The organism is Stenotrophomonas maltophilia group sp. P373 (assembly GCF_053295075.1).
On the sequence record NZ_CM129994.1, the window covers coordinates 2,023,621 to 2,047,465 of the forward strand.

A 23,845-nucleotide genomic window follows, 5' to 3' on the forward strand; every position below is an offset into this window, starting at 1 on the left:
GCCGCGCCGTTACTTGGCTGCCAGCTGGCGAAGCACGTACTGCAGCAGGCCGCCATGACGGAAGTACTCGACTTCCTTCGGGGTCAGCAGCATCACCGACACCTCGAAGGTCTTCTTCGTGCCATCGGCCTTGGTGGCGGTAACCGTGGCGCGCTTGCTTGCACCATCCTGCAGGCCGGTGATGTCGATCACTTCCGAGCCGTCCAGGCCCAGCGTCTGTGCGTTCTCGCCGTTGCGGAACTGCAGCGGCAGCACGCCCATGCCGACCAGGTTGGAGCGGTGGATGCGCTCGAAGCTCTCGGCGATGACCGCCTTCACCCCCAGCAGCAGGGTGCCCTTGGCCGCCCAGTCACGCGACGATCCGGTGCCGTATTCCTTGCCTGCCAGCACCACCAGCGGCACCTTGTCGGCCTTGTACTTCATGGCCGCGTCGTAGATCGCCAGCTTTTCCGGCTGGCCACCACCGGCCGGGTAGTACAGGGTGTTGCCGCCTTCCTCGCCACCGAACATCAGGTTCTTGATGCGGATGTTGGCGAAGGTGCCGCGGACCATCACGTCATCGTTGCCGCGACGGCTGCCGTAGCTGTTGAAGTCGGCCGGCTGCACGCCGCGCTCCTGCAGGAAGCGGCCTGCCGGCGAGTCCTTCTTGATGTTGCCGGCCGGGGAAATGTGGTCGGTGGTGATCGAGTCGCCGAACAGGCCCATCACGCGTGCGCCGTGCACGTCGTCGATGCTGCCGGTCTGCATGGTCATGCCATCGAAGTAGGGCGGGTTCTTGATGTAGGTGGAGGCGTCGCTCCACTCGTACAGGTTGCCGTCCGGCGAGGCGATCGTGTTCCAGCGGGTATCGCCCTTGAACACATCGGCGTAGTTCTGCTTGAACATCTCCGGGCCAATGGTGGCGGCGATGACGTCGCCGATTTCCTTGTTGCTTGGCCAGATGTCGCGCAGGAACACCGGCTGGCCATCGCTGCCGGTACCCAGCGGCTGGGTGGTCAGGTCGATGTCGGTGGTGCCGGCGATGGCATAGGCCACCACCAGCGGCGGGCTGGCCAGGTAGTTCATCTTCACTTCGGGGTGCACGCGGCCCTCGAAGTTGCGGTTGCCCGACAGCACCGAGGTCACCACCAGATCGCCAGCGGCGATGCCGGCGCTGACTTCGGTCGGCAGCGGGCCGGAGTTGCCGATGCAGGTGGTGCAGCCGTAGCCGACCACGTAGAAGCCGATCTTCTCCAGCTCCTTCAGCACGCCGGCCTTTTCCAGGTAATCGGTGACCACGCGCGAGCCTGGGCCGAGCGAGGTCTTGACCCACGGCTGGCGGTTCAGGCCCTTGGCGGCCGCGTTGCGGGCCAGCAGGCCGGCACCGATCATCACCGCCGGGTTGGAGGTGTTGGTGCACGAGGTGATGGCGGCGATGACCACTGCGCCATCCTTCAGCCGCACCTTGCGGCCTTCGATCTCGATGTCGGCAAAGCCCTTGGCCAGCTGCTCGTTGCCGACCGCGGCGCCGCCGCCTTCGTTGACGAAGGTGGCAACGTCCTCGCTGCGCTTGTCACGGTTGGCAGTCATGCCGACCAGCGCTTCGCGGTAGTTCTTCTGCACGTCTTCCAGCAGCACGCGGTCCTGCGGGCGCTTCGGGCCGGCGAGCGACGGCTTCACCGTGCCCATGTCCAGTTCCAGCGTGCTGCTGTACTGGGCGTGCGGGCTGCCGGGTTCGTGCCACAGGCCCTGCGCCTTGGCGTAGGCCTCGACCAGGTTGATCTGCTCTTCGCTGCGGCCCGACAGGCGCAGGTAGTTCAGCGATTCCGCGTCGATCGGGAAGATGCCGCAGGTGGCGCCGTACTCCGGGGCCATGTTGCCGATGGTGGCGCGGTCGGCCAGCGGCAGGTGCTGCAGGCCGTCACCGTAGAACTCGACGAACTTGCCCACCACGCCCAGCTTGCGCAGCATCTGGGTGACGGTCAGCACCAGGTCGGTGGCGGTGGCGCCCTCGGGCAGCTTGCCGGTCAGCTTGAAGCCGACCACCTGCGGGATCAGCATCGACGACGGCTGGCCGAGCATGGCGGCCTCCGCTTCGATGCCGCCCACGCCCCAGCCCAGCACGCCGATGCCATTGATCATGGTGGTGTGGCTGTCGGTGCCAAACACCGTATCCGGGTAGGCCACTGCCTTGCCGTCCCTGTCCGCGGTCATCACCACGCGGGCAAGGTTTTCCAGGTTCACCTGGTGGACAATACCGGTGTTGGGTGGCACCACCTTGAAGTTGTCGAAGGCCTTCTGGCCCCAGCGCAGGAAGCCATAGCGTTCCTGGTTGCGCTGGAACTCGATCTTGCCGTTGAGGTCCAGCGCGTCGGGCTTGCCGAACACATCGACCTGCACCGAGTGGTCGATGACCAGTTCGGAGGGAATCTGCGGGTTGATCTGCTCCGGCTTGCCGCCGAGCTTGACGACGGCGTCGCGCATCGCGGCCAGGTCGACCACGCAAGGCACGCCAGTGAAGTCCTGCAGGACCACGCGCGCGGGCATGAAGGCGATCTCGGTGTCCGGCTCGGCCGCCGGGTTCCAGCGGGCCACGGCTTCGATGTGGTCCTTGCCGACAGTGATGCCGCCGTCCTCGTGCCGGAGCAGGTTCTCCAGCAGGATCTTCATCGAGTAGGGCAGGTGGGAGATATCGAAGCGCTGGCCCAGCGTGGGCAGGCTGAAGTAGTCGTAGGTCTTGCCACCGACATTCAGCTGGCTGCGGGTGGAGAACGAATCGCTCATGCGGGTTAACTCCTTCTTGCGGATGGCTTGCAGTGGCCCGCGCATGGGCAGGCCTGCTTGCGGTGGCCGCGGGCCTGGCGGCCCCGGTGGTCCCAGTATGAACCCCAGACTGAATGGATTCATCCGGGCCGGGTTCCGGCCTGCGGCATCGGTTCCAGACTACAGGGGAAGGTGTATGGCGTATGTCACGTTTGTGGCCGATCCTTTGCGAGGCAAGGGCTGGCGGTGCGCCGGTCCTGTTCAGGGTGGAAGTATGCCCGGGGAAGTATGTATAATTTGTGCATACTCTGGAGGGCCTACTGATGGAAGCCACCGTTGCAGAACGCGGACAGATCACCCTGCCCAAGGCGGTGCGTGATGCCCTCGGCCTGACCAAGGGCACGCTGCTGAAGGTCGAGCTGGACGGCAGCCGCATCATCCTGCGCAAGAGTGTTGACGATGCCATTTCACGGGCGCGCGGCAAGTTCGCGCTGGACGGCTTCGAGTCATCCGACGCGGCCGTGCGCGCGGTGCGTGACGAGGAGTAAGCCGTGATGATCGCCGTCGATTCGCCGGTGCTGGTCGAGCTGCTCAGCAATGGCCCGCAGGCCGATGCCGTGGAAGCCATCCTCCGGCAGAGCCTGGTCGGTGGCCGCGTGGTGGTCTGTGGCGCAACCCTCGCCGAAGTGTGCGCATCGCTGCGCGGTGGTGCTGAGGTGCTCGAAGCGCTGGAAGAGATGGGCGTGCACTTCAACCCGATGGAAGCCAAGTCGGCGCTGCGCGCCGGCGAGATGCACCGCCGTCACCGCCAGCGCGGCGGTAGCCGTCGCAGCCTGGACGAATTCATGGTCGGCGCCCACGCACTGCTGCAGTGCGACGGCCTGATCACCTGGAACGACACGTTTTACCGCGACTACTTCAAGGGCCTGAAGCTGATCGTGCCGCACGCCTGAGCCCACTTTTGATTTTTCAACCTACGCATTACCCGGGAGTTGTCATGTTGGAAGCCTACCGCCACCACGTCGCCGAGCGCGCTGCGCTTGGCATCCCGCCGCTGCCGCTGAGCGCGCAGCAGACGGCCGATGTCATCGAACTGCTGAAGAACCCGCCGCAGGGCGAGGCCGAGTTCCTGCTCGACCTGCTGACCCACCGCGTGCCGGCCGGCGTCGATGACGCGGCCAAGGTCAAGGCCTCGTACCTGGCGGCGATCGCGCTGGGCAGCGAGCAGAACCCGCTGATCAGCCGCGAGCGCGCCACCGAACTGCTGGGCACCATGCTCGGCGGCTACAACGTTGCACCGCTGGTGCAACTGCTGGACGACGCCAGCGTCGGCACCATCGCCGCCAACGGCCTGAAGAAGACCCTGCTGGTGTTCGATGCGTTCCATGACGTGCAGGAGAAGGCCAAGGCCGGCAACGCCAACGCCCAGGCCGTGCTGCAGAGCTGGGCCGAGGCCGAGTGGTTCACCAGCAACCCGGAAGTGCCGCAGAGCCTGACCGTCACCGTGTTCAAGGTGCCGGGCGAAACCAACACCGATGACCTGTCGCCAGCACCGGACGCGACCACCCGCCCGGACATTCCGATGCACGCGCTGGCGATGCTGAAGAACAAGCGCGACGACGCGCCGTTCACCCCGGAAGAAGACGGCAAGCGCGGCCCGATCCAGCAGATCCTGTCGCTGAAGGACAAGGGCCACCTGGTCGCCTACGTCGGCGACGTGGTCGGCACCGGCTCCTCGCGCAAGTCGGCCACCAACAGCGTGCTGTGGTGGACCGGCGATGACATTCCGTACATCCCGAACAAGCGCGCTGGCGGCGTGTGCCTGGGCGGCAAGATCGCCCCGATCTTCTACAACACCATGGAAGATGCCGGTGCGCTGCCGATCGAGCTGGACGTGTCGAAGATGGAGCACGGCGATGTCATCGAGCTGCGTCCGTACGAAGGCAAGGCGCTGAAGAACGGCGAAGTGATCGCCGAGTTCCAGGTCAAGTCCGACGTGCTGTTCGACGAAGTGCGTGCCGGTGGCCGCATCCCGCTGATCATCGGCCGTGGCCTGACCGGCAAGGCGCGCGAAGCGCTGGGCCTGGCCCCGACCGACCTGTTCCGCCTGCCGGTGCAGCCGGCCGATACCGGCAAGGGCTTCTCGCTGGCGCAGAAGATGGTTGGCCGCGCCTGTGGCCTGCCGGAAGGCCAGGGCATGCGCCCGGGCACCTACTGCGAACCGAAGATGACCTCGGTCGGCTCGCAGGACACCACCGGCCCGATGACCCGTGACGAGCTGAAAGACCTGGCCTGCCTGGGCTTCTCGGCCGACCTGGTGATGCAGTCGTTCTGCCACACCGCCGCTTACCCGAAGCCGGTGGACGTGAAGACGCACCACACTCTGCCGGAGTTCATCTCCACCCGTGGCGGCGTTTCCCTGCGCCCGGGCGACGGCGTGATCCACAGCTGGCTCAACCGCATGCTGCTGCCGGACACGGTCGGCACCGGCGGTGACTCGCACACCCGTTTCCCGGTGGGTATTTCGTTCCCGGCCGGCTCGGGCCTGGTCGCCTTCGCCGCTGCCACCGGCGTGATGCCGCTGGACATGCCGGAGTCGGTGCTGGTGCGCTTCAAGGGCAAGATGCAGCCGGGCGTGACCCTGCGTGACCTGGTCAACGCGATCCCGTTGTACGCGATCAAGTCGGGCCTGCTGACCGTGGCCAAGGCGGGCAAGAAGAACATCTTCTCCGGCCGTATCCTGGAGATCGAAGGCCTGCCGGAGCTGAAGGTCGAACAGGCGTTCGAACTGTCCGACGCCTCGGCCGAGCGTTCGGCGGCAGGTTGCTCGGTGCGCCTGAACAAGGAGCCGATCATCGAGTACCTGACCAGCAACATCACCCTGCTGAAGTGGATGATTGCCGAGGGTTACCAGGATCCGCGCTCGCTGCAGCGCCGTATCGAGAAGATGGAAGCGTGGCTGGCCAACCCGCAGCTGCTGGAGCCGGATGCGGACGCCGAGTACGCCGCCGTCATCGAAATCGACCTTGCCGACATCCACGAGCCGATCGTGGCCTGCCCGAACGACCCGGACGACGTGAAGACCCTGTCCGAAGTGGCCGGTGCCAAGATCGACGAAGTGTTCATCGGTTCGTGCATGACCAACATCGGTCACTTCCGCGCCGCTGCCAAGCTGCTGGAAGGCAAGCGTGACCTGCCGACCCGCCTGTGGGTGGCCCCGCCGACCAAGATGGATGCCTCCGAGCTGACCAAGGAAGGCGTGTACGGCACCTTCGGCGCTACCGGCGCTCGTATGGAAATGCCGGGCTGCTCGCTGTGCATGGGCAACCAGGCGCAGATCCGCGAAGGCTCCACCGCGATGTCGACCTCGACCCGCAACTTCCCGAACCGTCTGGGCCGCAACACCAACGTGTACCTGGGTTCGGCGGAACTGGCGGCGATCTGCTCGCGTCTGGGCCGCATCCCGACCAAGGAGGAGTACATGGCGGACATCGGCGTGATCAACGCCAATGGCGCGGAGATCTACCGCTACATGAACTTCGACCAGATCGAGGAATACCAGGACGTGGCCAGCACGGTCGCTGCCTGATGCGGTAACGGAAAACCCCCGGCTCGCGCCGGGGGTTTTTTTTGTGAGCGGACGACGCATGGTAGTGCCGGCCGCTGGCCGGCATCCCGCCGAAACGAAGAACCGCAGGTGAAAGCCGGGTTTTTCATTGTGCCCGGCCAGGTGGCCTAGCCCATCCGCCTCGCGGTGAGGGCCTGCTCGTGGGCGAGGTCCTGCTGGGCGTCCTGTTGTGCCTGCGAAATCTGCTCGGCCTTGGCGAGCGACTGTTCTACGGGCGTATTGACGGCCTCACTGATTGGAACCGACGCCCGCAGGTTTACTGGATTGTCGAGCGTTCCCTGCACAACGAACATGCGAGAGGCTGGGCCATCGCTGGGTGAATTGCCCAGTACAGCGTGATCGACGCGTTCCAGGCCGCTGCCCTTGGCCGCCGCAAGCAGGCCGGCCGTCACGCGCTCACTGGTTTCATCGAAGCTGCGCCCGTGCCTGGCATCCACGGCGGATACACCCTCGCGAATCTGCCGGTAGAGCGCATGGTCTGGATGGCCTTCCTTCCTGGGATCCAGGCCTGCCCTGTCCAAGGTTGATTCAATGCTCTCCTGCAAAGGGGTCCTGGGAGAGAAAGCGGGATTGCTGAGAGAGGGCGAGCCCTTGTCGGTTGCATCCTGGATCAGTTTATCGCCAGGCCTGAGCGCATTGCGGGCCCGCTGCTCGGCTTCAGCTTCGTGGCGGGCGTATGCACCGGCTTCCTCGACACCACGCAGGAAATTGATACCGTCGCGCAGCAGACCGGGCCCGCCGCCGACAAGCACGGTCGCACCCGCACGTAGTTGATGAACATCCCTGCGGTAGTCGGCAATCCGGCGCAGGTCCTCAGGATCCGTAACGCGCGCCTGTGGATTGTCCAGTACAGATTGCACCGGGCCCTTATCGGTCATGCGATCAAGGAAATGAACCACTCGATGGGAGTCGCCCAACTGGACCGCCACCGCGGCGGACATGACATGGCCGCTCTTCATCCCGGGTGTTCCGATCGAGGCGATGCGCTGGCCGTGCTCGGCGTTGCGCAGGATCTCCAGTTCCCTGGGCAGCGCATACATCTCGACCTTGCCGTAATGGGGACCGCTGGCACTGACCAGGTCGCCTGCCAAGACGTGGTTGGTGAAGGGCGCCGCGCTGGCTGGCTGGCCTTCAGGAAGGCGATATGCCAGCCCGGCGGCACCGTAGGGATTGAACGCGTCGCCGGGGAGGTTGTAGTGGTGTGCAGTGATCTGTGCGAGCGCGCCGCCCAGGGAGTGGCCGGTGACGGAAACTTGGCCATATCCATTTGCGTAAGCCAGCTCGATTGCCTGCTTGGTCAGCGCGAGGGCATCATCAATTTGCGCGTTGATTCTGGCGGTGACCATCGCCGCATCGATGCCGCCATCAATCAGAGGCTGGCGATCAAACTCGGTACCGCGATGGGTGACGATTACTTCTTTGGATTCGAGATTATGGTAAATGACGCCTTGGTAGCCGGTGGCGGAGTTTAGGCTGGCCAATACTCGATATTCCGTCCCGGCAATGGTAACAATGGTCTTGGGTTCAGGGAGCGGATCCTTGTAGACATGATCGGAGAGGGCTGCATTTGCTCCAGGATTCATTGGGCTGTTCCTTCAGTCCGTGTGGAGATTTCGATTGGGAAGTAATCCTTTCGCTTATCCTGAGACATCTTCTCGTACCAAGTCGAAGGCTCGGTAGGCGTCCACTCTGGCGATCCCCCTGAAGTCATAGGGCGTAAGGCGCGATGTACGTAGGTAGTAGAGAGTTTCCCGGTTTCAAGCTTTGTAAATGAAGTCCATGCGGTTGCTTGGATAGGGCGACCATCAATGATGAAGGCGAATGAAGCTTCCACGAGCACGGGTGTCCAAGTGCACGGACCACGACCGTAATAGTCGGCAACTTCCATGCCGTCGTTGAAAACAGCACTGCTGAATTCAGTTGCACTGAGGCGCTGTGCCTGAACCTCAACTTTGTGCTGGTTCGGCTCGTACTGCACCCCCTCCCAATTGTTGACCGGAGGCAGACAGAGTGGGTCTATCTCATACGTGACGAAGACCGAAGGAACGGGAACATCCACGGGTGCATCGTGGACCCGAATCACAATCGGCAGCGCATCCCTTGGCGCAGGATTCTCGCGATAGACCGGGAACGACCGTTCCTTGTTGCAGCCTGCGACAACCAGTGTGATCAAGGCGATCAACGCAACACGAGCAAGGCTGGGGACGGATTTCAGCATGAGCGGTCCATGTCGCAGCAGGATTGTCCTTGATCCTTGGAACATGCGGTCTCATCACGAACGACGGCGCCACATCCGGGCAAATGCGACAGGTTGCGCAGTGGGTATTGTCCGTTACCCGGACTTCCCACCCTGTGTACCCGAGCAGCGCGGCCTTGCGGGGTAACGTTCATCGGCGTTCCATTGCGGTGCGATACCTGACTATACGACCCGCTCCAGCCGCGCTCCAAGTCGGTGTCCTGCGGGCCTCCCGTTTGGCGCGCATGGCTTGCGGCAGGATCAAACCTCGATCAGCGCCGTTGAAACATCAATGGTCGAAAGTGCTGGCGGCGGATCGGCAATGGAGCCTGACGTCTCTTGCAGGTGTCCAGCAGGGAGCGGAGCCGAGCGTGGGCTCGGCTCTACAGGGGCCTGTCAGCCGCGGGCGAGGGCGAGCAACCGCTCGGCGATCCTCTCCAGTGACACCTGTTCCTCGGCAGCGCCTAGCTTGAACGCGGCACCGGGCATGCCCCAGACCACGCTGGTCGCTTCGTCCTGCACCAGCGTTGGGGCGCCGGCCTGGCGCATTTCCAGCAGGCCGCGCGCGCCGTCGTCACCCATGCCGGTGAGGATGGCACCGATGGCATTGCCACCGGCGCTCTGCGCGACCGAGCGGAACAGCACGTCCACCGCGGGCTTGTGCCGGTTCACTGCCGGGCCGTCGTCGACGCGGCAGCGCCAGCGCGCACCGTCGCGGATGATGCGCAGGTGCTTGCCGCCGGGCGGGAGGTAGGCGTGGCCGGGCAGCACCGCTTCGCCGTCGCTGGCCTCGCGCACGGCCATTGCCGAGTGTCGGTCCAGGCGTTCGGCAAAGGCGCTGCTGAAGCTGGCCGGCAGGTGCTGGGTCATCACCACGGCGGGTGCATCGGCAGGCATGCCTTCCAGCACCACGCGCAGCGCTTCGGTGCCACCGGCTGACGAGCCGATCGCGATCAGGCGGTCGGTGGTACGGAACTGCGGCGAGGCAGCACGCGTCGCCGGCGCTGCGTCCAGCGTGAGCTTGGGGGCGCTGGCACGCACCAGCGGACGCACGCGCGAGCGCGCCGCCATCTTGACCTTGGCGATGATCCCCTCGGCATAGCCCTGCAGGCCGCGGGCCACGTCCAGCTTGGGCTTGGAGACGAAATCCACGGCGCCCAGCGCCAGTGCCTGCAGGGTGGTGTCGGCGCCTCGCTCGGTCAGCGAAGAAATCATCACCACCGGCAGCGGATGCAGGCGCATCAGGTTTTCCAGGAACGCCAGCCCGTCCATGCGCGGCATTTCCACGTCCAGGGTGATCACGTCCGGGAGCAGGCGCTTGATCTTCTCGCGCGCCAACAGCGGGTCAGCCGCGGTGCCGACCACGTCGATGGCCGGGTCGCTGGACAGGATTTCCGTGAGCATCTGCCGCACGACGGCGGAGTCGTCGACGATCAGGACCCGGCAGGGGGCGTTGCCGGTGAAGGTCATTCGAACAGCTCCACGCCACCGGTGACCGGCGCCTTGGACAGGCGCGCACGCACCGCTGATTCGGCGGCGGCCACCTCGGCCTCATGCGCATGCGGCAGGCGCTGCACCACCACGCGGCCGGTATCGGCGAAGAACCAGATCTTGCGCGGATGGATGCCGCACAGGTCCTCGGCAATGATCGGAATGTGCTCGGCCTGAAGGTACTGGCGGACAAACTCGGCGTTGCGGGTGCCAACCGGGTTGCTGGTGAAGCCCTTCAGCACGTTGGCGCCACCGAACACCTTGGCCTCGATGCGCTTGCGGTGGGCACCACGCTTGAGCATGTCGTTGATCAGCAGTTCCATCGCGTAGCTGCCGTAGCGCGCGGGCGCGCCGTCACCGGCGTTGCCCTCGGGCAGCAGGAAGTGGTTCATGCCGCCGATCTTCAGCACCGGGTCGCGCAGGCAGGCCGCCACGCAGGACCCCAGCGTGGTGGTCAACGCGGTGGTGTCATCGACCACCAGGTACTGGGTGGGCAGCAGCTTGGCGGCGATGGTCTGGAAACGCGCATCCTGGTAGCGCATCACATCGTCGGTACGCAGCGAAGCATTCATGCGCCGGCCTTCGCCGCACGGCGGTACAGGGTGCGGCCGCAGGGCTGGATCAGGTCGGCGGCGTGCAGATAGTTCTCCGAATGGCCGGTGTAGAGCAGGCCGTCATCGGCCAGGTGCTGCACCAGGCGGCCGAGGATCGCGCGCTGGGTCGGCTTGTCGAAGTAGATCATCACGTTGCGGCAGAACAGTGCGTCGAACGGGCCACCGACGTCGTAGCGCGGGGCGAGCAGGTTCAACGGGCGGAACTCGATCAGCTCGCGCAGCGCAGGCAGCACGCGGCACTGGCCCTCGTTGGGGCCGCTGCCACGCTGGAAGTAGCGGCGGCGCAGGTCCGGATCGAGGCTGGCGACGCGATCGATGTTGTAGACGCCACGGCCGGCGGTGGCCAGCACCTGGGTGTCGACGTCAGTGGCGATGATGCGTACCGGCGGCTTCAGGGTGCCAAAGGCCTCGCACGCGGTGATCGCCATCGAATAGGGCTCTTCGCCGGTGGACGCCGCGCACGACCACAGCAGCAACGGCGTGCGGCTGGAGCGCTGCTGCAGTTCTTCGCGCAGCTTGTCGAAGTGGTGCGGTTCGCGGAAGAACGAGGTCAGATTGGTGGTCAGGGCGTTGGTAAACGCCTGCCACTCGTCACCATCTTCCTGCTCCAGATGGTCCAGGTACTGCTGGAAGCTGCGCATGCCCAGCGTGCGCAGGCGGCGCGACAGGCGGCCATAGACCATGTCGCGCTTTGCCGGCGCAAGCGCAATGCCCACGCGCTGGTAGATCAGGTCGCAGACGCGGCGGAAATCACGGTCGGCGAACTCGAATTCGCGTGGGCCGGTAACGATGGGAGTAGGACTTTGCACGGGGGACGTGTCCATCGGCGGGGGCAGCGGCCGAAGCCGCCACGGGTGGGTCTCAGAATTCCTGCCAGTCGCTGTCGCTGGCGACGAAGGTGCCGGCGTTGCTGCTACGACGTGGCGATATCGGTGCAGGTGCTGCCGCGCGGCTTGGCTGCGGAGGTGCCACGGTGGTGACTCTCGCCGGCTCGACCCGCGCGGCAACGGCCTGCATCGCGGCCGAGACCTGGTTGTCGAGCCGGAAGATCGCCACGGCATCTGCAAGCTGTGCGGCCTGGTCTTCCATCGCACGTGCGGCAGCGGTGGCTTCCTCCACCAGCGCGGCATTCTGCTGGGTGGTTTCGTCCATCTGCACCACGGTCTGGTTGACCTGCTCGATGCCCGCGCTCTGTTCCTGCGAGGCGGCGGAAATCTCGGCCATGATGTCGGTCACGCGCTGCACCGAGGCGACGATCTCGCCCATGGTGCTGCCGGCCTGGTGGACCAGGCTGGAGCCCTCGGCAACCTTGCCGACGGAGTCGTCGATGAGGCCCTTGATCTCTTTGGCGGCAGCCGCCGAGCGCTGGGCGAGGGTGCGCACTTCGCTGGCGACCACGGCGAAGCCGCGGCCCTGTTCACCGGCACGCGCGGCTTCCACGGCGGCATTCAGCGCCAGGATGTTGGTCTGGAACGCAATGCCGTCGATGACGCTGATGATCTCGGCGATCTTCTTCGACGAGGCTTCGATGGCGGACATGGTGGTGACCACCTGGCCGACGACTTCACCGCCCTGCGAGGCGACGCCATGGGCGCCGATGGCGAGCTGGTTGGCCTGGCGGGCGTGCTCGGCGTTCTGGCGCACAGTGGAGGTCAGTTCCTCCATCGAGGCCGCGGTTTCCTCCAGGTTGGCGGCCTGCTGCTCGGTACGGCGCGACAGGTCGCTGTTGCCCGAGGCGATCTCGCTGGCGGCCAGGGTGATGCTGGAGGCGCTGGCCTGGATCTGGCCGACGATCTGGGTCAGCTGCGCGACCGTGGCGTTGGCATCGTCGCGCATGCGGGCGAACACGCCCTGGTAATCGCCGTGCATGCGCGCGGTCAGGTCGCCCTCGGCGATGGCCGACAGCAGCTGCGACAGCTTGCCGAGGTTGTCATCGCTGACCGCCATCATCGCGTTGAGGTTTTCCAGCATCAGGCGGAAATCGTGGTCGAAGCGCTGCGCATCGCCTCGGCGGCTGAAGTCGCCGGCAGCAGCGGCGCTGGCCAACTGCTTGATCTCGGCGTTGATGCGGCCGAGGTTGGCCTTGACGGTGTCGACGGTGGTGGTCATCGCCGCCTTCTCGCCCGGGTAGCGGGCGATGTCGCGGCTCAGGTCACCAACCGCGTACTGCTGCACCACGTCCAGCACATCGTGCAGGGTCTGCACGTGGCTACCCACCAGGGCGTTGGTTTCCTGGACCATCAGCCCGTACTCGCCGGGGAAGGCGCTGGCGTCGATGCGGTAGCTGAGTTCGCCACCGTCGTGGCGGCGGGCCATTTCGCGCTGGCCGGTGATGACGGCATGCAACTGCTGCTGCATGCCGGCCATGGCGTCCAGCAGGCGGCCGGTTTCATCGTGCGGCTGCGGGCCGATATGGCTGTCGAGCTTGCCGGCGGCGATGCCCTCGGCGACGGCCGTGGCCTGCTTCAACGGCACGGCGATGCGATTGCCGATGACCCAGCTCAGGGCCAGTACGATCAGCACCAGGACGCCGCCGGAGACTGTCATGATGGCAGTGAACACCAGCGCCTGCTTCTGCACGTCGTCCATGTAGACGCCACTGCTGACCACCCAGTTCCACGGCGCGAACAGGCCGGCGTACGCGACCTTCTCGACCTCGCCCTTGCTGCCCGGCTTCGCCCAGCGGTAATTGACGAAGCCACCACCGGCGCGGGCGGCTTCGACCTGGTCGTAGTAGATGCGCACACCGTCGTCGGTGCGGAAGTCCTTCATGTCCTTGCCGACCAGGTCCTTGCGGAACGGGTGCATCAGCAGCCGGTAGCCGGTGTCGTAGACGTTGAAATAGTAGGTATCGCTCTCTGCACGCATCACTTCCAATGCCTGCAGCGCGGCGCGCTTGGCAGCCTCTTCGCTGAGTTCGCCGGTACCGGCCAGGCGGTGGTAGTGCTGCAGGATGCCGTAGCTCAGTTCGACCTGGGTTTTCAGTGCGGTCTTGCGGGTCTCGGTGAGATCCAGGTACTGCATGCGGGCGGCGATCACCGAGAGCGCGATCACGCCGAGCGCGATGAGCAGCGTCAGCAGGTTGAGCTTGCGCCGGACGGAAAGATTGCTGAAGTAGTGTTGCCAGCGATGCAGGAGATTCATCGAGCAGGACCAGGTCGAAGCGGGCGGGCGGCGCCGTGCCGGTCACGGCGGGACAAGCGGTGACAACCCCGTTATCGGCCGTCAGGGCGGGGGATTGAGGTGCGGTGTCCGAACGTATTCAGGTTTCCGTGCAGCGGCGGCTGCGGCGCTGCCTGCGGCAGGCTGGTTTTGAAGCAACAGCAACAGCAACAGCAGTTGGTCGGCGCTGGATTGTCAGTAGGTGGCTGGGCCGGGGTGGGCAGCCAGGACACGCCGTAAACCCGTCCATGGGGGCTCGATGGCGCCATCCATGGCGCCAACGGTCCTGCCTGCCCACCCCGGCCCAGCCCTCTCGGCATTTCGGTGTCGGACGGAAAGAGCGTTGGGGTTCCAGGTGGAAAGAGGGGTCAGATCCGTTTTCCGCAGGAAAACGGATCTGACCCCGGAAGTGACCTGGCTTTTGTTTTTTGCTCTTCTTTCTTCAATCCGGGGTGGACGCGCACGGAAACTGTCCGTGGCCGGGAGGGTGGGCTGCGCAGGGGTGTCCGCGGCATGGATGCCGCGGCCAAGCCCCCAGGGATGGGTTTACGGCGTCCCCTGCGCAACCCACCCTCCCGGCCCAAACGAAGGAAATCCGCAGCGCTTCGCGCCCCACCCCGAGGGGCTTCGCCGTTGGCTGGATACGCGATACCCCGTAAACAAAAACGCCCCAGCACAGGGCCAGGGCGTTCTCGCAGACCAGGTCAGGCAGGAATCAGAATTCCTGCCAGTCCCCATCGGCCAGTTCGGTGGCCATCGGGCGACCACCCGCCGTGCGTCGGGCGGGCGGGGCAGCCGGAGCCGGTGCTGCCGGTGCAGCCGGACGCGGGGCCGGGGCTGCGGCGACGCGCGGGGCGGCGACGACCTCGGCCTCATCGACCACGAAGATCGACACCGCTTCGCTGAGATGGCCGGCCTGTTCTTCCATCGCACGTGCGGCAGCGGTGGCTTCCTCCACCAGCGCGGCATTCTGCTGGGTGGTTTCGTCCATCTGCACCACGGTCTGGTTGACCTGCTCGATGCCGGCCGACTGTTCCTGCGAGGCGGCGGAGATCTCGGCCATGATGTCGGTCACGCGCTGCACCGAGGCGACGATCTCGCCCATGGTCGCGCCGGCCTTGTGGACCAGCGCCGAGCCGTCGTTGACCTTGCCGACGGAGTCGTCGATCAGGCCCTTGATCTCCTTGGCGGCAGCCGCCGAGCGCTGGGCGAGGGTGCGCACTTCACTGGCAACCACGGCGAAGCCGCGGCCCTGTTCACCGGCACGCGCGGCTTCCACGGCGGCATTCAGCGCCAGGATGTTGGTCTGGAACGCAATGCCGTCGATGACGCTGATGATCTCGGCGATCTTCTTCGACGAGGCTTCGATGGCCGACATGGTGGTGACCACCTGGCCGACGACTTCACCGCCCTGCGAGGCGACGCCGTGGGCGCCGATGGCGAGCTGGTTGGCCTGGCGGGCATGCTCGGCGTTCTGGCGCACGGTGGAGGTCAGTTCCTCCATCGAGGCCGCGGTTTCTTCCAGGTTGGCAGCCTGCTGCTCGGTGCGGCGCGACAGGTCGCTGTTGCCCGAGGCGATCTCGCCGGCGGCCGAACTGATCGCGCGGCTGGACTGCTTGATGCGGGTGACGATCTCGCTCAGCTGCGCGGCGGTGGCGTTGGCATCGTCACGCATGCGGGCGAACACGCCCTGGTAGTCGCCGTGCATGCGCACGGTCAGGTCACCCTGCGACAGTGCCGCAAGCAGGCCGGAGATCTGTTCGATGCTGCCAGCGTTGGCATCCAGCAGGCCGTTGATCTGCTGGGCCAGCTGCAGGAAGAAGCCTTCCTTGTCGGTGGCGTCGATGCGGCCGGACAGGTCGCCGGCGGCAGCCTGGGCGATCACGCGGGCCACTTCGGCTTCGACCTGCGCTTCCTGAGTACGGTCGCGCCATTCCACCACGTAGCCGACGGTGTCGCCGCCTTCATTGCGGATGGTCGAGACCACCTGGGCGAACTGGGCATCGCCATACTGCATCGGGCGACGGGCGACGCCGTGTGCCTTCAGGTTACCCAGCAGGGTCTGGTCCATCTCGCCGCGGTGTTCAAGCACGGTGACCGGCTTGCCGATCAGCGAGGCTTGGGCATCGAAGTCCGGCAGGTCGCGGCGAACTTCGTCCTGGTACTGGCTCAGGGTCTGCTGCAGGGCGCGGTTGCTGTAGACGATGGTGTTGCTGGTGTCGGTCAGGTACACGCCGGTCGAGCTGTAGTCCAGCGCGGTACGGATGCGCAGATTCTCGCGGGCCACGGCCTGGTCGGTCTCGATGCGCTCGCGGAGGTCGCGCTGCATGCGCTGCATGGCCTGCATCAGTTCGCCCACTTCGTCCTGGCGGCTGACGTCGATATGACCATCGAGCTTGCCACCGGCGACGTCGTTGGCGACCGATACGGCGCCACGCACGCTGCCGACCAGTGCGCGGGCGAACAGCCACACCAGCACCAGGCCGAGTGCGGCGCCACCCAGCAGGGCGACCACGGTCAGCACGGCCGAGGCGGAATAGGTGGAGGCGGCCTCTTCGCGCGAGGCGCGGGCGAGGCGGTTGTCTTCGGCGATCAGCGCTTCCAGCGCCGATGCAGCCTTGCGGTGCTTGGTACGGGTTTCGCCGACGAAGGTATCGATGGCATCGTCCGGCAGGTCAAGTTCCAGCATCTCGGTGACGCTGTCATAGGACGCCAGCGCATCCTTCCATTCCTTGGCGAAGGTGTCGAACAGCTTCTTCTGTTGCGCGTTGTCGACCAGCTTCGGATAGTCCTTGATCGACTTGTCCATGCTGGTGCGCAGGTCGACGGCCTGCTTGCGCGCATCGGACTTGACGTCGTCGCTGGCGCGGATCAACTGCTGGTAGGCGGCATTGCGGTATTCGCCCAGCATGCCGCGCATCTCGCCGGCGAGGCGGATGCTCTCCATGCGTGAACCGGCCAGCTCGGTGGTGACGTTGTTCAGCGAATGCAGGCCGCGATAGGCGACGATGCCCTGCAGCAGCATCACCAGCAGGAGGACGCCGAAGGTCAGCAGCAGCTTCGGCATCAGTTTCAGGTTGTTGATCCACGGCATGGGCGTTGCGAGCTCCTAAGGCAGACGCGCCCGGGCATCGGGCCCGGTTGCAGCAGAAACCACGCCGGCACCAGGTCCGGCGCGGTTCGACGGACAGCGGATTACTTGATGTTGGCCAGCTTCAGCCCAGCCGGCGAGCTGACTTCGATTTCCGCGCGCGAGGCGTCGCGCTGGATCTTGCCGATCACGCAGACGGTCTTGCCTTCCAGGGTTTCCAGCGGGAAGGAGAACTTGCCGCGGTTCTCGCCGGCGATGCGGGCCGAGAAGGTGTGGCGCGGGAAGGCGCCGCCCATGTACAGGAAGGTCGGCTGGCCTTCGGAACCTTCTGCGTAGCGGGCCTTTTCAACCTTGCCACAGACCATGCCGTCCTTGCCGACCGAACGCGGGGCCAGTTCCGGCGGGATCATGTCAGCCGACTGGGCGAAAGCGGAGGCGGCGGTGGTGGCCAGGACAGCGGCCGAAACGAACGCAAGCAGGGACTTCATCGAGGGGTATCTCCGGGGATGGTAACGGTCGGGCCGGCCCTGCGCGCTCCTGCGCGGCCGGCTTCTGTCCCCCTATCGGCATCGCCGGGGGGAACTGAAGGGTTTTGTGACCGGAACGTGAAGCAGTTCCGTTTACTCAGGCGGCGACGTCTTCGGTGAGGCTGGCCTGGCCCATGTCGGCGCTGTCGAGCAGGGTCTCGATGTCCAGCAGGATCAGCATGCGATCGTCGTGGGTACCAATGCCGGAGATGAAGCGGGTATCGACGGCGGCACCGAATTCCGGGGTCGGTCGGATCTGCTCGGCCGACAGCGGGATCACGTCGGAGACGCTGTCGACGACGATGCCGACCACGCGGTCTTCGACGTTCAGCACGATCATCACGGTGAAGGCGTCGTAGCGGGCGTTGTCCAGGCGCAGCTTCAGGCGCAGGTCGATCACCGGGACGATGGTGCCACGCAGGTTGATCACGCCCTTGATGTAGTCCGGGGCATCCGGCACGCGGGTAACCGCGTCGTAGCCACGGATTTCCTGCACCTTGAGGATGTCCACGCCGTAGTGCTCGTCACCAAGGGTGAAGCTGAGGAATTCGCCACCGGTGCTGGCGGCGGAGCTGGTCTTGTCGTTCATCGAGGGGTCCTGGTTCTGCCGGAAGTCCCGGTGTCAGGCTCGATATCGGCCCCGCTGGGGGGGACTTTAGGTGCCCGGGCAGTGGATGGGGTCAGATCCCTTTTCAGGGAAAAGGGATCTGACCCCGGCATGCGTTCCAGGGTTGCCGGCCATCGGCCGGCACTACCGGTCGGGCGGCCTCAGAGCTCGCCGTTGCGGCGTGCCTTGCGTTGGCGGTCGATGCGGAAGATGTAGCGCTGGATGGCGCTGTCGGCGCCGCGCGGCAGGCTGTCGAAGCGCATGCCCACGCGCTTGACCTCGATGCCGTTGGGCTGGCGCTGCGGCAACAGGTTGCAGACCACCAGCGCGATGTCCAGGTCGGGACCGTCGGGCAGGGACAGCTGCGCCGGATAGCGCTTCTGCAGGCCGAACACCGCGCAGTCATTGGGAACCACCACGGCCAGGCCACCGCCACTGATGTCCACCACGCGCATCGACAACGCTTCGGCGCGCGCTTCGTCGGGGGGGAGCAGCAGCTGCGGTGAGTCGGTGACCGGGGTCTCCAGCCGATATAGCTCGCGGCGCTGCAGGTGCACCAATTCTTCCGGAAGCGGAGCGCGGAAGGCCACGTGGCCGTCGTTGTCCACGCGCTGCAGTTCGTGCAGGCGGAAACGCACCAGCACCCGTTCGAGCTGGGCGAAGCACAGCAGGTGATCGGCCTGCTCGGCGGCGCGGTTGGAGGCTTCCTGCGGGCTGCCATCGAGCAGCAGGTAGTCCTCGTCCTCGTCGAGGTCGAGCAGCGCAGTGGGGAACGAACGGTCACGGCCGTCGATGTGCGCGTTGATCAGTGATCGCTGGTCGATCAGCGAGCGCAGCAGCTGCCGCAGCTGGCGCGGGTTGCGGACCAGGAAGCGCTCGTCAGCGGCGTCGGCCGCGTGGACATCATGCACTGCAGTGTCGTTGCCGTCGGACATGGAATCTACGGTCAGGGGCGGGCGCCAGCACGCGTTGGTGCGAGGCTCGATGGGGATATCGGCCTCTGCACCGGATTATGAAGTGAGATTTGCATCACTTTCTACGCGTAAGGGGTCAGATCCCTTTCCTGCGGGAAAGGGATCTGACCCCGTGGTTCTGTCAGAACTCCTGCCAGTCGCCGTCGGCAGCCAGTGCCGGCTGGGCTGTCGCGGTGCGCAGCGCACGTGCCGGGACCGTTCTTGCCGCCGGTGCGGCGGCGGCGACCTGGCGCGGTACCGGTGCCGCCAGCGGGCGTGCCGGAATGGCCGTCGTGCCGTGCGATGCCAGCCGGAAGCGGGCCACGGCTTCACCCAGCTGCACGGCCTGGTCCTCCATCGCACGTGCGGCAGCGGTGGCTTCCTCCACCAGCGCGGCATTCTGCTGGGTGGTTTCGTCCATCTGCACCACGGTCTGGTTGACCTGCTCGATGCCCGCGCTCTGTTCCTGCGAGGCGGCGGAGATCTCGGCCATGATGTCGGTCACACGCTGCACCGAGGCGACGATCTCGCCCATGGTGCTGCCGGCCTGGTGGACCAGGCTGGAGCCCTCGGCGACCTTGCCGACGGAGTCGTCGATCAAGCCCTTGATCTCTTTGGCGGCAGCCGCCGAGCGCTGGGCGAGGGTGCGCACTTCGCTGGCGACCACGGCGAAGCCGCGGCCCTGTTCACCGGCACGCGCGGCTTCCACGGCGGCATTCAGCGCCAGGATGTTGGTCTGGAACGCAATGCCGTCGATGACGCTGATGATCTCGGCGATCTTCTTCGACGAGGCTTCGATGGCGGACATGGTGGTGACCACCTGGCCGACGACCTCGCCGCCCTGCGAGGCGACGCCATGGGCGCCGATGGCGAGCTGGTTGGCCTGGCGGGCGTGCTCGGCGTTCTGGCGCACGGTGGAGGTCAGTTCCTCCATCGAGGCCGCGGTTTCCTCCAGGTTGGCGGCCTGCTGCTCGGTCCGGCGCGACAGGTCGCTGTTGCCCGAGGCGATCTCGCCGGCGGCCAGGGTGATGCTGGAAGCGCTGGCCTGGATCTGGCCGACGATCTGGGTCAGCTGCGCGACCGTGGTGTTGGCATCATCCCGCATGCGGGCGAACACGCCATTGAACTGGCCTTCCATGCGTGCGGTCAGGTCGCCGGTGGCGATCGACTGCAGCAGCTGCGAGAGCTGGCCGAGGTTGCCGTCAGCCACCTGCATCATGGTGTTGAGGTGCTCGATCATCACCTTGAAGTCGTGCTGGAACCGCTGTGCGTCGCCGCGCTGGCTGAAGTCACCGGCGGCGGCCGCCGCAGCCAGGTGCTGGATCTGCGAATTGATGGCCAGCAGGCTGGCCTTGGCCGCGTCCATGGATTCGTGCAGGATCGCGCGGCTGCCGGGCAGGCGGCGTGCGTCCGGGCTCAGGTTGCCGATGGCGTACTGGTTGAGTACTTCAATGGCATCGACGATCGCATCGAGGTGCTCGAAGATCACCGTGTTGATGCCGTTGGCCAGCTGGCCGTAGACACCCGGGAAATCTTCCGGGATGCGATGGCTGATGTCCGGGCCAGCGTGCATCTGTGCCATCAGCTGTGTCTGCTCGCTGAAGCGTCGCAGCATCGCCGTCATCTCGGCGGTGGCAGCGAGCATCCTGCCGGCTTCATCGTTGCTGGTGGCCTGGGTGCTGACGCTGAGATCACCGCGGGCAACGGCCTGGATGGCATGCACGGCCTTGCCGAGTGGGCCGGTCACTGCACGCGAGATGACGATGGCCAGCGCGGCAGCGACCAGCGACAGCAGCACGATGCAGCCGATGATGGCAATCATGCTGGTGCGGTGGGTGGCGTTGGCGTCGGCAATCTTGCCGTCCATCTGGCCGGCGATGTGGGTTCCCAGTGCCTTCATTGCAGCGAAGAGGTCGCGACGCGCCGGGCGCGACTGCTCGTCGGAGATCTGCTGGGCCTGTGCGCCATCACCGGCGGCCACGGCGTCGCGCATCGCCTTGTTTGCGGCGAAGTAGCGGTCCAGCTGCGCACTGGCCGCGCGATACAGTTCACGCTCCTTGTCCAGCGCCGGCAGCGCCGCGTACGCCGCCAACTCGTCATGCACGGCCTTGGCGGTGTCGTCCATGCGCTTGTTGTAGTCGGCGACCTTGTCCGGCTGGTCGAGCATGCTCAGCTGGGCCAGTTCGTAGGTGCGGAACTCGCCCAGCTGCGAGCGTGCCTCGCCCAGATGCTGGACCGAGGGGATATCGTTGCCAGCCATGTCGCGCAACTGCGCGTTGGCCTCGCTCAGGCGCACCAGTGCGAAGGCGCCGAGGATCAGGGTCATCAAGGTGGTGAGGGTGAACCCCACGGCCAGCTTGCGGGCGATGGGCAGATCTTGGAACCACTTCATGCAGGGTGCTCCAGGTGGGCAGAGTGCCGGCGTCTGTGCGCCGGTTTGGGGGTGGTTGCAGAGCGAACGGGGGTGCCCGGTGGGGTTCGGTGACGACCGTCAAAGCGAAATAACGGCGCCGTCCGCGCGGACTTTATGGACGCAGATCACATTCGGTTGCGTAGGGATGACGGCGCGAAAGTGCTGGTCTGGCGGGGCTTGCGCTCGGATGACGTGGTTGCGCGCGAAACCATCGCCTCGACGGAGTTCACAGAAGGGATGGGGTCAGATCCCTTTTCCCTGAAAAGGGATCTGACCCCGGCTGGAATGGAGCACACAAACAAAACCGCCGCCCCGAAGGGCGGCGGTCCATTACCCGCATGCGGCGTGGATCAGGCGGCCTGCGGCATCCGCAGCGAGCGCACCAGTCCGCCGATGTCGACGATCAACGCGACGCGGCCGTCGCCAAGGATGGTGGCACCGGACACCCCGCCGATACGGCGGTAGTTGTTCTCGATGTTCTTCACCACCACCTGCTGCTGGCCGACCAGTTCGTCCACTTCCAGCGCGATTTTCTGGCCATCGCCTTCGACCACCACTACCAGCGATTCGCTGCCCGGTGCGCGGTTGCCGTAGCCGTAGTACTCGCTCAACGACAGGATCGGCAGGTACTCGCCGCGCACGCGCAGCACGCGGCCTTCGCCGGCCATGCTGCGGATATCCTCGGGCTGCGGCTGCAACGCCTCAAGCACGTAGGCAAGCGGCAGGATCAGGGTTTCGCCGGCCACGGCCACCGTCATGCCATCGAGGATGGCCAGGGTCAGCGGCAGGCGGATCAGCGTGCGGGTGCCGGTACCGAGGCTGCTTTCGATCTGCACCTCGCCGCCCAGTGCCTGGATGTTGCGGCGGACCACGTCCATGCCGACGCCACGCCCGGACAGGTCGGTGACCGCATCGGCCGTGGAGAAGCCAGGTTGGAAGATCAGGTCCCAGACCTGCGAATCGGTCGGGTTGTCCGGCACGGCCAGGCCGCGTTCGTGAGCCTTGGCCAGGATCTTGGCGCGGTCCAGGCCACGGCCATCGTCGCTGACTTCGATGACGATATGGCCGCCCTGATGCGAGGCTGCCAGCGTGATCGTGCCGGTCTCGTCCTTGCCCGCACCGCGGCGGACGTCGGGCATTTCCAGGCCGTGGTCGATCGAGTTGCGCACCAGGTGCACCAGCGGATCGGCGATCTTTTCGATCAGACCCTTGTCCAGTTCGGTGCCTTCGCCGACGGTGCGCAGGCGCACCTGCTTGCCGAGGCGGCTGGACAGGTCACGAACCAGGCGCGGGAAGCGGCGGAACACCGCATCGACGGGTAGCATGCGCACGCCGATCACCGCTTCCTGCAGGTCGCGCGTGTTGCGTTCAAGCTGGTCCAGGCCAGCGAACAGGCTCTCGGCGTGGACCGGGTCCAGTGCGTGCGAGACCTGCTTGAGCATGGCCTGGGTGATGACCAGTTCGCCAACCAGGTTGATCAGCGCATCGACCTTGTCGACGCTGACGCGGATCGAGGTTTCCGCTTCCTGGCTGGCACCACCGTTGGCAGCAGGCGTGGCAGGTGCAGACGGGGCCGCTGCGACCGGAGCGGGAGCCGCTGCGGCCGGCGCCTCGGTGGCCAGGCTCGGCGGCGCGGTGGGACGGATGTCCAGCTCGCAATCGTCCAGCACCCAGGCGAAGGTGTCTTCGATCTTGCTGCGCGGCACCTTGCCAACCAGGCCCAGGTCCCACGCAAGATGCGCTTCGAGCGGATCAAGCTGGGCGAAGCCCGGCAGGCGCTCCAAGCGCGCGGCGACCTGCAGCGAACCGAGGTGTTCCAGTTCGCGGATGATGCGAAGCGGATCGTTGCCGCTCATGAACAGCGACGGCGCCGGAGTGAAACCGATCTGCCAGGCTTCCGGCGTATCGTCCACCTTGGCTGCGGCGGCCGACGGGGCGCTCGCTGCGGCCTGGCCGGAAAGAACCGCTTCCAGGCGCGCCTTCACCGCAGCGACTGCAGCCGGATCGGCAGCCTGGCCGTGTTCGGCTTCGCGCAGCAGGGCGCGCAGCACGTCCACCGAGGACAGCATGGCGTCGACGGCGTGGCCTTCCAGGGCCCGCTTGCCGGCGCGCAGCTCATCGAGCAGCGTTTCCAGCACGTGGGTCAGGCCGGCGATCGCGTCGAAGCCGAAGGTGCCGGCGCCGCCCTTGATCGAGTGGGCGGCGCGGAATACCGAATTGATGATCTCCGCGTCCTGCTGCCCCGATTCCAGGGCCAGCAGGCCAGCCTCCATCGCATCGAGGCCTTCGCGGCTCTCCTCGAAGAAGGTGGCGTGGAAGCGTTGCAGGTCCATGCTCATGGCAGTGGTGATCCGGAAGCGAAGAGGGGGAGCGGCGCCGGG

General features: G+C 65.9%; 16 protein-coding genes. 3 read left to right on the forward strand and 13 right to left on the reverse strand.

Features of this window, described 5'->3' with window-relative positions:
- Positions 1-9: 9 nt before the first annotated feature.
- Positions 10-2,763, reverse strand: a complete 2,754-nt coding sequence (acnA, locus tag ACSYHF_RS09370) for an aconitate hydratase AcnA (protein WP_095379469.1) — start codon at positions 2,761-2,763, stop codon at positions 10-12.
- A 302-nt stretch (positions 2,764-3,065) separates the two neighbouring features.
- Here acnA and ACSYHF_RS09375 point away from each other — a divergent pair, with 302 nt between their 5' ends.
- Genes ACSYHF_RS09375 through acnB form a run of 3 tightly spaced genes read left to right on the forward strand, consistent with a single transcriptional unit; the run spans position 3,066 to position 6,331 of the window.
- Positions 3,066-3,290: an AbrB/MazE/SpoVT family DNA-binding domain-containing protein gene (locus ACSYHF_RS09375; RefSeq protein ID WP_005409505.1), complete on the forward strand. Its 225-nt coding sequence runs from the start codon at positions 3,066-3,068 to the stop codon at positions 3,288-3,290.
- A 6-nt stretch (positions 3,291-3,296) separates the two neighbouring features.
- Positions 3,297-3,695, forward strand: coding sequence for a type II toxin-antitoxin system VapC family toxin (locus tag ACSYHF_RS09380; protein ID WP_005416402.1), 399 nt, complete (start codon positions 3,297-3,299; stop codon positions 3,693-3,695).
- Between the two features lie 44 nt (positions 3,696-3,739).
- Positions 3,740-6,331: a bifunctional aconitate hydratase 2/2-methylisocitrate dehydratase gene (gene acnB, locus ACSYHF_RS09385; protein WP_134955231.1), complete on the forward strand. Its 2,592-nt coding sequence runs from the start codon at positions 3,740-3,742 to the stop codon at positions 6,329-6,331.
- A 146-nt stretch (positions 6,332-6,477) separates the two neighbouring features.
- On the opposite strand, the gene ACSYHF_RS09390 is transcribed toward acnB, so the two are convergent.
- From ACSYHF_RS09390 to ACSYHF_RS09445, 12 genes are all read right to left on the reverse strand, one after another.
- Positions 6,478-7,953, reverse strand: coding sequence for an XVIPCD domain-containing protein (locus ACSYHF_RS09390; RefSeq protein ID WP_447576359.1), 1,476 nt, complete (start codon positions 7,951-7,953; stop codon positions 6,478-6,480).
- Positions 7,950-8,588 (reverse strand): hypothetical protein, encoded by a 639-nt coding sequence (locus ACSYHF_RS09395; RefSeq protein WP_095379478.1) that lies wholly within the window; start codon positions 8,586-8,588, stop codon positions 7,950-7,952. Before ACSYHF_RS09395 ends, ACSYHF_RS09390 begins: the two co-directional genes overlap by 4 nt.
- A 414-nt stretch (positions 8,589-9,002) precedes the next feature.
- On the reverse strand, positions 9,003-10,076 hold the full coding sequence (locus tag ACSYHF_RS09400) for a protein-glutamate methylesterase/protein-glutamine glutaminase (protein WP_447576361.1): 1,074 nt from the start codon (positions 10,074-10,076) through the stop codon (positions 9,003-9,005).
- Positions 10,073-10,669, reverse strand: coding sequence for a chemoreceptor glutamine deamidase CheD (gene cheD / locus ACSYHF_RS09405; protein WP_053499420.1), 597 nt, complete (start codon positions 10,667-10,669; stop codon positions 10,073-10,075). The genes ACSYHF_RS09400 and cheD overlap by 4 nt, the downstream gene beginning before the upstream one ends.
- Entirely contained in the window at positions 10,666-11,535 is an 870-nt protein-coding gene (locus ACSYHF_RS09410) for a CheR family methyltransferase (protein ID WP_049416359.1), read from the reverse strand. Before ACSYHF_RS09410 ends, cheD begins: the two co-directional genes overlap by 4 nt.
- A 37-nt stretch (positions 11,536-11,572) precedes the next feature.
- Entirely contained in the window at positions 11,573-13,855 is a 2,283-nt protein-coding gene (locus tag ACSYHF_RS09415; RefSeq protein ID WP_188246523.1) for a methyl-accepting chemotaxis protein, read from the reverse strand.
- A gap of 733 nt (positions 13,856-14,588) precedes the next feature.
- Positions 14,589-16,967: a methyl-accepting chemotaxis protein gene (locus ACSYHF_RS09420; protein WP_188238635.1), complete on the reverse strand. Its 2,379-nt coding sequence runs from the start codon at positions 16,965-16,967 to the stop codon at positions 14,589-14,591.
- A 101-nt stretch (positions 16,968-17,068) separates the two neighbouring features.
- Complete coding sequence (locus ACSYHF_RS09425; RefSeq protein WP_005416411.1) at positions 17,069-17,452, reverse strand: hypothetical protein; 384 nt, start codon at positions 17,450-17,452, stop codon at positions 17,069-17,071.
- A 136-nt stretch (positions 17,453-17,588) separates the two neighbouring features.
- Positions 17,589-18,080, reverse strand: coding sequence for a chemotaxis protein CheW (locus ACSYHF_RS09430; RefSeq protein ID WP_005416412.1), 492 nt, complete (start codon positions 18,078-18,080; stop codon positions 17,589-17,591).
- 179 nt (positions 18,081-18,259) lie between these two features.
- Positions 18,260-19,033: a flagellar brake protein gene (locus tag ACSYHF_RS09435; protein WP_447576366.1), complete on the reverse strand. Its 774-nt coding sequence runs from the start codon at positions 19,031-19,033 to the stop codon at positions 18,260-18,262.
- A 160-nt stretch (positions 19,034-19,193) separates the two neighbouring features.
- Positions 19,194-21,443 (reverse strand): methyl-accepting chemotaxis protein, encoded by a 2,250-nt coding sequence (locus ACSYHF_RS09440; RefSeq protein WP_447576367.1) that lies wholly within the window; start codon positions 21,441-21,443, stop codon positions 19,194-19,196.
- A gap of 371 nt (positions 21,444-21,814) precedes the next feature.
- Complete coding sequence (locus ACSYHF_RS09445; RefSeq protein WP_338167328.1) at positions 21,815-23,803, reverse strand: chemotaxis protein CheA; 1,989 nt, start codon at positions 23,801-23,803, stop codon at positions 21,815-21,817.
- Positions 23,804-23,845: the final 42 nt, after the last annotated feature.